Annotated in this window: 7 protein-coding genes; 1 reads left to right on the top strand and 6 read right to left on the bottom strand. The window is 71.2% G+C overall.

Annotated features, from left to right (window positions below):
• Window positions 1-227 precede the first annotated feature (227 nt).
• Genes ABZU52_RS23840 through ABZU52_RS23815 form a run of 6 tightly spaced genes read right to left on the bottom strand, consistent with a single transcriptional unit; the run spans window position 228 to window position 5,215 of the window.
• The gene (locus tag ABZU52_RS23840) at window positions 228-971 is read right to left on the bottom strand and encodes a copper homeostasis protein CutC (protein WP_354973197.1); all 744 of its coding nucleotides are present in this window, start codon (window positions 969-971) and stop codon (window positions 228-230) included.
• On the bottom strand, window positions 968-1,975 hold the full coding sequence (locus ABZU52_RS23835; RefSeq protein WP_354973196.1) for an asparaginase: 1,008 nt from the start codon (window positions 1,973-1,975) through the stop codon (window positions 968-970). The genes ABZU52_RS23840 and ABZU52_RS23835 overlap by 4 nt, the downstream gene beginning before the upstream one ends.
• Window positions 1,972-2,841, bottom strand: coding sequence for an amino acid ABC transporter permease (locus ABZU52_RS23830; RefSeq protein ID WP_354973195.1), 870 nt, complete (start codon window positions 2,839-2,841; stop codon window positions 1,972-1,974). The genes ABZU52_RS23835 and ABZU52_RS23830 overlap by 4 nt, the downstream gene beginning before the upstream one ends.
• On the bottom strand, window positions 2,838-3,482 hold the full coding sequence (locus ABZU52_RS23825) for an amino acid ABC transporter permease (protein ID WP_354973194.1): 645 nt from the start codon (window positions 3,480-3,482) through the stop codon (window positions 2,838-2,840). The genes ABZU52_RS23830 and ABZU52_RS23825 overlap by 4 nt, the downstream gene beginning before the upstream one ends.
• Before the next feature lie 16 nt (window positions 3,483-3,498).
• Window positions 3,499-4,467 carry a glutamate ABC transporter substrate-binding protein gene (locus tag ABZU52_RS23820; RefSeq protein ID WP_354973193.1) on the bottom strand — a complete coding sequence of 323 codons (969 nt, stop codon included), beginning with the start codon at window positions 4,465-4,467 and terminating at the stop codon, window positions 3,499-3,501.
• 19 nt (window positions 4,468-4,486) lie between these two features.
• A complete protein-coding gene (locus ABZU52_RS23815; protein ID WP_354973198.1) occupies window positions 4,487-5,215 on the bottom strand; it encodes an amino acid ABC transporter ATP-binding protein in 729 nt (242 codons plus the stop codon).
• A gap of 163 nt (window positions 5,216-5,378) precedes the next feature.
• On the opposite strand from ABZU52_RS23815, the gene ABZU52_RS23810 reads away from it, so the two are divergent.
• Window positions 5,379-6,593, top strand: coding sequence for an ROK family transcriptional regulator (locus ABZU52_RS23810; RefSeq protein WP_354973192.1), 1,215 nt, complete (start codon window positions 5,379-5,381; stop codon window positions 6,591-6,593).
• Window positions 6,594-6,600: the final 7 nt, after the last annotated feature.

Raw genomic sequence — 6,600 nt, 5'->3', positions numbered from 1 at the left:
ATCCGAACATCTTCCCGGATGTTGCTGCCTCAGACGCGCGGGAGACAGCAACATCCGGGAAGTTGCGCGAGCCTTCCTCATTGATCATGCGCTCCGCGCAAGATCGCGCTCGATCCTGGATGTAGTGGCATCCCAGCGCGCCAATGCCACTACATCCATGTTCGAGCGCGATCATGTGTGGGGTCGAGCGCCCCAGTGGGTTCGAGCGCCCCGCCGACGGGCGGCGGTCAGGCGCGGGCGGCGGCGAGCACCTGGCCGACCAGGGCACCCGAGGTGCCCGAGCGTTCGTACTCGGGCCGGTTGAGGCTGCCGCCCATCAGCGGCGCCGGGTTACGGTGCACGGCCGGGCTGTCCGAGCTGACCAGGGCCGCGAAGTGGTACTCGTCGGCGCCGGTCGCCTCGACGATCCGGGCGATGTTGCGCGGGGTGATGCCGCCGCCTGGCATGACGATGATCCGGCCGGCGGCCCGGCGCACCAGGTCGGCGATGAGCGGAGCGCCCTCCAGCACGCTGACCTCCTGGCCGGAGGTGAGCACCCGGTGCACGCCCAGCTCGATCAGCTGCTCCAGCGCCGCGTGCGGGTCGCGGGTCATGTCGAACGCCCGGTGGAAGGTGATGCTGGTACCGCCTGCGGCGGCGATCAGCCGGCGGGTGGTCGGCACGTCGACGTCACCCTCGGCGGTCAACGCGCCGATCACGATGCCGTGCGCGCCGGCTGCCACCGCGGCCCGGACGTCCCGCTCCATCGCCTCGATCTCGAACGGCGAGTAGATGAAGTCGCCGGCCCGGGGACGGACGATCACGTGTACCCGGATCCGGTCGACCGCGCGCACTGTCGTCTCGATGGTGCCCAGGCTGGGGGTCAGCCCGCCGTCGAAGAGCGCGGAGCACAGCTCCACCCGGTCGGCGCCGGCCTCCTCGGCGGCGACCGCCCCCTCGACGCTGTCGATGCAGATCTCGAATGTGCTCATGATTCTTCCTTTTCCGTGCGAGACGTACGAGACGATGCCGTGGTCCAGTCGATGACGGCCGTGACGGCGCCGACCGGTACGCCGCCGCCGAGCACCGGCACCTGGCGCAGCGCGTCGGCCCCACCCACCGGTACGCCCACGGCGTCGAGGGCGGCGAGGGCGATGGCGGTGGTGGCCCGGGGCGAACCGTCGATCGCCTTCACCGCCACCGCGTGTCCGTCCGGTGCGGCCACCGCGAGCACACCCTCCGCCCCGCCCTTGGCGAGGACGCCGGGCAGCGCCCGCATCAGGTCGGTGTTCGGGTGCCCGTGCCAGCCGCCGACGTACTCCGGGTGTTCGCGCATGGCCTGCGCGACAAGCGCCTCGTCGCTCCCGGTGGGCGCGGTGACCAACGCCTGGAACGTGCGGGCCAGGCCGGTCAGCGGCAGGCCGAACAGTGGTGCGCCGCAGCCGTCGACCGCGTGGTGCGCGATCGGCGTGCCGGCCAGCCGGGCGACGGCGGCGGCGGTTTCCCGCTGGAGGGGGTGATCCGGGTCGAGGTAGTCGTGGGTGCTCCAGGACCGGGCGACGCAGGCGACCAGCATCGCGGCGTGCTTGCCGGAGCAGTTCATCCGGATCCGGTCGCGCATTCCGCCGGCGCGGATCAGCCGGTCCCGGGTCGGTTCGTCCTCCGGCCAGTCCACCGGGCAGCCGAGCGCGTCCTCGGCCAGGCCGGCTCCGGCCAGCATCGCGCGAACCACATCGACGTGCCGGTCGTCGCCGGTGTGGCTGCCGGCGGCGAGGGCCAGCGCCGGGCCGGTCAGCTCGTCGCCCGCCGCGATCCGGCAGGCCAGTGCCTGCACCGGCTTGAGGGTGGAGCGGGGGAGCACCGGCTCGTCGGGTACGCCGGCGGCGAGGGCGACGGTCCCGTCCGGGTCGAGCACCACGACACTGCCGTAGTGCCGGCTCTCGACGAAGCCGTTGCGCACGACCCGGGCCAGTTCGGCGTAGCGGAAGATGGTCACCGCGGGGTGTTCCCTTCGAGAAGCGGCGGGGGCAGCTCGGCGGTCCGCCGTCCGCGCCGGCCACCGAAGCGGCCGTTGCGGGCCTGGAGTACGCGGGCGACCTTGGACAGCGAGGCGTTGACCACCAGGTAGATCAGCGCCACCACCAGGAACGTCTGGATCAGCAGGTGGGTGTACGAGGAGAGCACCTGCCCGCTGTAGAGCAGCTCGGTGTAGCTGACCACGAAGCCGAGCGAGGTGTCCTTGAGCAGCCCGACCAGTTGGCTGACCAGGGACGGGGCGAGCTGGAGCAGCGCCTGCGGCAGCACCACCAGCGCCATCACCTGCCCGCGGCGCAGCCCGACCGCGAGGCCGGCCTCGGTCTGCCCACGGTCCAGCGCCAGGATGCCGGACCGGAAGATCTCCGCGAACGCCGCCGAGTTGGAGACCACCAGCGGCACCACGAGCTTCCAGAACAGCGGGAAGTTCAGCCCGTACTGCGGCAGCGCGAACAGCGTCACGTAGATCAGCAGCAGGGTGGGAACGGTCCGGAAGATTTCCACGTACGCGCCGGCCAGCCAGCGCAGCGGTCGGTGCGTCGACAGCCGGCCGAGCGCCAGGAGCAGTCCGAGCGCGGCGCTGAGCACCGCGGTCGCGGCGGCGGCGCGCAGGGTGGCCCACAGCCCGTTCAGCAGGTACCGCCAGATCGGCCAGGTGGTGAACGGCTCCCACCGGGCGGCAGCCAACTCGCCGTGGCTGGCGAACTGGTGGATGGCGGCGACCAGGGCACCGGCCAGGAGAATGGCGCCCAGCACGGTGGCGATCCGGATCCGCCGTTGGGCGCGCGGGCCGGGTTCGTCGAAGAGGATCTGTTGCGTCTTGTTCATCGGACGATCGCCAGCCTTCGTTCGAGCAGGCCGGTGACCTGACCGATGATCAGCGCCAGCAGCATGTAGGCCAGGCCCGCGCCGGTGAAGACGGCGATCGGTTGAGCCTCGACCAGATTCACGTTGTTGGCCGCCTGGGTCAGCTCGACCACGCCGACGGCGGCGGCCAGTGAGGTGTTCATCAGCAGCGCGATGCAGATGTTGCCGATCGGCTGGATCACCGCCCGGAGTCCCTGCGGCAGGATCACGTGCCGCAGGGACTGGCCGAAGGTGAGCCCGATCGCGCGGGCTGCCTCGGCCTGGCCCACACCGACGGTGTTGATCCCGGCCCGGATCGCCTCGGCCAGGTACGCCCCCTCGTACACCGCGATGACGATCGCGGCGGAGGTGAACAGCGGGAACGTGATGCCGATGGTCGGCAGCGCGAACACGAAGAGCACCAGGAGGGCCAGCAGCGGCAGGTTCTGGAACACCTCGACGTACCCGGTGCCGATGGCGCGCAGCAGCGGGACGGGGGCGATCCGCAAGGTGGCCACGACGATGCCGAGCAACATCGCGCCGACGGTGGTCACGACGGTCAGTTCGACCGTCGTGACCAGGCCGTGGCCAAGCTCGCTCAGGTGGGCGGTGAGGGCTTCCATCGGTACGAGAGGCTGCTCAGGAGCCGTCGGCGGAACCGAGGGCGGGCGGGGTGGGCGCGCCACCCTCGACCACCGAGCCGAGGGTGCCCTCCCAGACCTTCGCCCAGGTGCCGTCCGCCTGGATCTTCTTCAGCCAGTTGTTGACGAACTCCTTGAACTGGGCGTCCTCCCGGTTGAGGCCGATGCCGTACGCCTCGGTGGTGAACGGCTCGCCGACCACCTTCATCCCCGGGTTCGCCTGGGCGCCCGAGGCGAGCAGCGTGAAGTCCTGCACGTACGCGTCGCCGCGCTTCTGCAGCAGCGCCTGCAACGCCTGCGGGTCGGTGCCGAAGGCGATCTGCTTCGAGCCGGGCGCGGCGGAGGGCAGCGCGGTGACGGCGGGGGTGTTCGCCCCGACGATCACGGTCTTGCCGGCGAGGTCCTTGACGCTCTTGATCGAGGTGTCGTCCTTGCGGACCCCGACGGCGAGGCCGGAGGTGAGGTACGGCCCGGCGAAGGCGACCTGGGTGGCCCGCTGCGGGGTGATCGTGTACGTCTGGAAGACCGCGTCCACCGACTTGGCCTGGAGCATGGCCTCCCGGGTCTGGGTGCCGATGGTCGTCGTCTTCACCTCGGGCTTGCCGATGATGTACTTCGCCAGCAACTTGGCCATGTCGGCGTCGAAGCCCTCGATGGTGCCGCTGACCGGGTTCTGCTGGGAGAGCAGCGGCGCATCCAGGGATCCGCCGATGTTCAGGTAGCCGCGCTTGCGGATCGCCTCCATCGTGGAACCGGCCGGGATGTCCGCGTCGGTGGCGACCGGGGCGGCGTCGTACACCGACTGCGCGACGACGCCGTCGCCGCCCAGGCCGGGGTTGCCGGGCAGCGCCGGAGCGCTGCCGCCGCTGTCGCCGCCGCAGCCGGCAGCGGCGAGAGTCACCGCCACCGCGGTGGCGGTGAGGGCGAGCGACCGCCGCCCGGTGAAGCTCATCTTGAGGATTGACATGACACCCTCCCGTTGGGGGCTAGTGCTGGAGGATCTTGGATAGGAAGTCGCGGGCCCGCTCGGTGCGCGGGGCTGCGAAGAAGTCGTCGGGAGCGCCGGATTCGACGATCCGACCGTCGTCCATGAAGACCACCCGGTCGGCGGCGCGACGGGCGAAGCCCATCTCGTGGGTCACCACGATCATGGTCATTCCCTCGGCGGCCAGGGAGACCATCACGTCGAGCACCTCGTTGACCATCTCCGGGTCGAGGGCCGAGGTCGGCTCGTCGAAGAGCAGCACCTTCGGCTGCATCGCCAGGGCCCTGGCGATCGCGGCCCGCTGCTGCTGCCCGCCGGAGAGCTGGGCCGGGTGATGGTCCGCCTTGTCGGCGATACCGACGCGCTCCAGCAGGGCCATCGCCTGCTGCCGCGCCTCGGGTCGGGGGATCCGGCGGACCCGGGTTGGGCCGAGGGTGATGTTGTCCAACACCGTCTTGTGGCCGAAGAGGTTGAAGGACTGGAAGACCATGCCGACATCGGCGCGTAGCCGGGCCAGTGCGCGGCCCTCGGCGGGCAGCGGCTCACCGTCGATCTCGATGCTGCCCTGCCCGGCCGTCTCCAGTCGGTTGAGGCAGCGGCACAGGGTCGACTTGCCGGAGCCGGAGGGCCCCACCACGACGACCACCTCGCCGGCGGCCACCGTGAGGTCGATGTCCTTGAGCACGTGCAGCGGACCGAACCACTTGTGCAGGCCGCGTACCGACACCATCGGTCGGTTCGCACCCGTCGTCTCCGGTGCCACCAGACGGCCTCACTTCCTTCGACTACAAAACTAAGTCAGCTTCATATCGAACCAACAGCGCCATCTAAAGGTAGCCAGCAAACTAAGTCAACCGGTTGCTTGAACAAACTGCGGGTGCTAAGAAGCTGACGTGACGATTGACGACGCGCCACGCGATGCCCTCCGGGGCGGCCCCCGGGAGCTACTGCGCTGGGTGGCCACCGGTGCGGCCGTCAGTCGGGCCGACCTGTCCCGACTCTCCGGGCTGTCCCCCTCGACGGTCTCCCAGCGGGTCGAGGCGTTGATCAGCCAGGGGTTGCTGGAGGAGACCGGCGCCGGGCGATCCCGGGGCGGGCGACGGCCCCGCCAGCTAGCCGTGCCCACCGGCGGCGCCGTGGTCGGCGCCATCGACCTCGGCGCGCACCACGCCCGCGTCGGCACGCTGGATCTCTCCGGGCGGGTTGTCCAGGCCCGCACCCTGCCGGTTCGCATCGAGGACGGCCCGGAGGCGGTGCTCGGCGCGCTCCTGGCCGAGGTCACCACGCTGGTGGGCAGCGATCCGGCGGCCTCGGCTGGCCGGGTGTCGGCGGCGACCGGCTCGACCGTGACGGATGGCTCGGCGGCGGGTGCGCTCCGGGGCATCGGCATCGGGATTCCCGGTCCGGTGCAGCACGCCACCGGGCGGATCGTCAGCCCGTCGCGCATGCCCGGCTGGAACGGCTTCGACGTCGCCGCGTTCTGCGCCGGCCGGGTCGACGTGCCGGTCATCGTGGACAACGACGCCAACCTGATGGCGCTCGGCGCGCACCGCACCGCGCATCCCGAGTTGGACCACGCCGTCTACATCAAGGCCGGCACCGGCATCGGCTCAGGTGTGATCTCCAGTGGACGGTTGCACCGTGGTGCGCAGGGCTCGGCCGGGGACATCAGCCACTGCCGGGTGGTGGCCGATCCCGCGCCGCCGTGCACCTGTGGCAACGCCGGTTGCCTGGAGGCGGTGGCCAGCGGCGCCGCCCTGGTCACCGCGCTCCGGGAGCAGGGCGTACCGGTCGACGACCTGACCGGTGTGATCCGCCTGATCGACGATGGTGACCGGCAGGCCACCGCCCTGGCCCGGCAGGCCGGCCGCGCGGTCGGCGAGATCCTGGCCGTGGTGGTCAACTTCTTCAACCCGCAGGTGGTGGCCCTCGGCGGCCGGCTCGCCGACTGTGAACCGCTGCTGGCCAGCATGCGGGCCACCCTCTACGAGCGGTGCCTCCCGCTGGCCACCCAGACCCTGCTCATCGAACGGGTCACCGCCGGCCAGGACGTCGGCATCACCGGCGCCGCCCACCTGGTGATCGACCACGTCGTAGCGGCCGCCTGACCTCGCC

The organism is Micromonospora sp. NPDC005220 (assembly GCF_040607895.1).
Classification (GTDB): Bacteria; Actinomycetota; Actinomycetes; order Mycobacteriales; family Micromonosporaceae; genus Micromonospora.
Note: the sequence above shows the minus strand (reverse complement) of the source record. Positions and strands in the feature narration are given on the sequence as shown.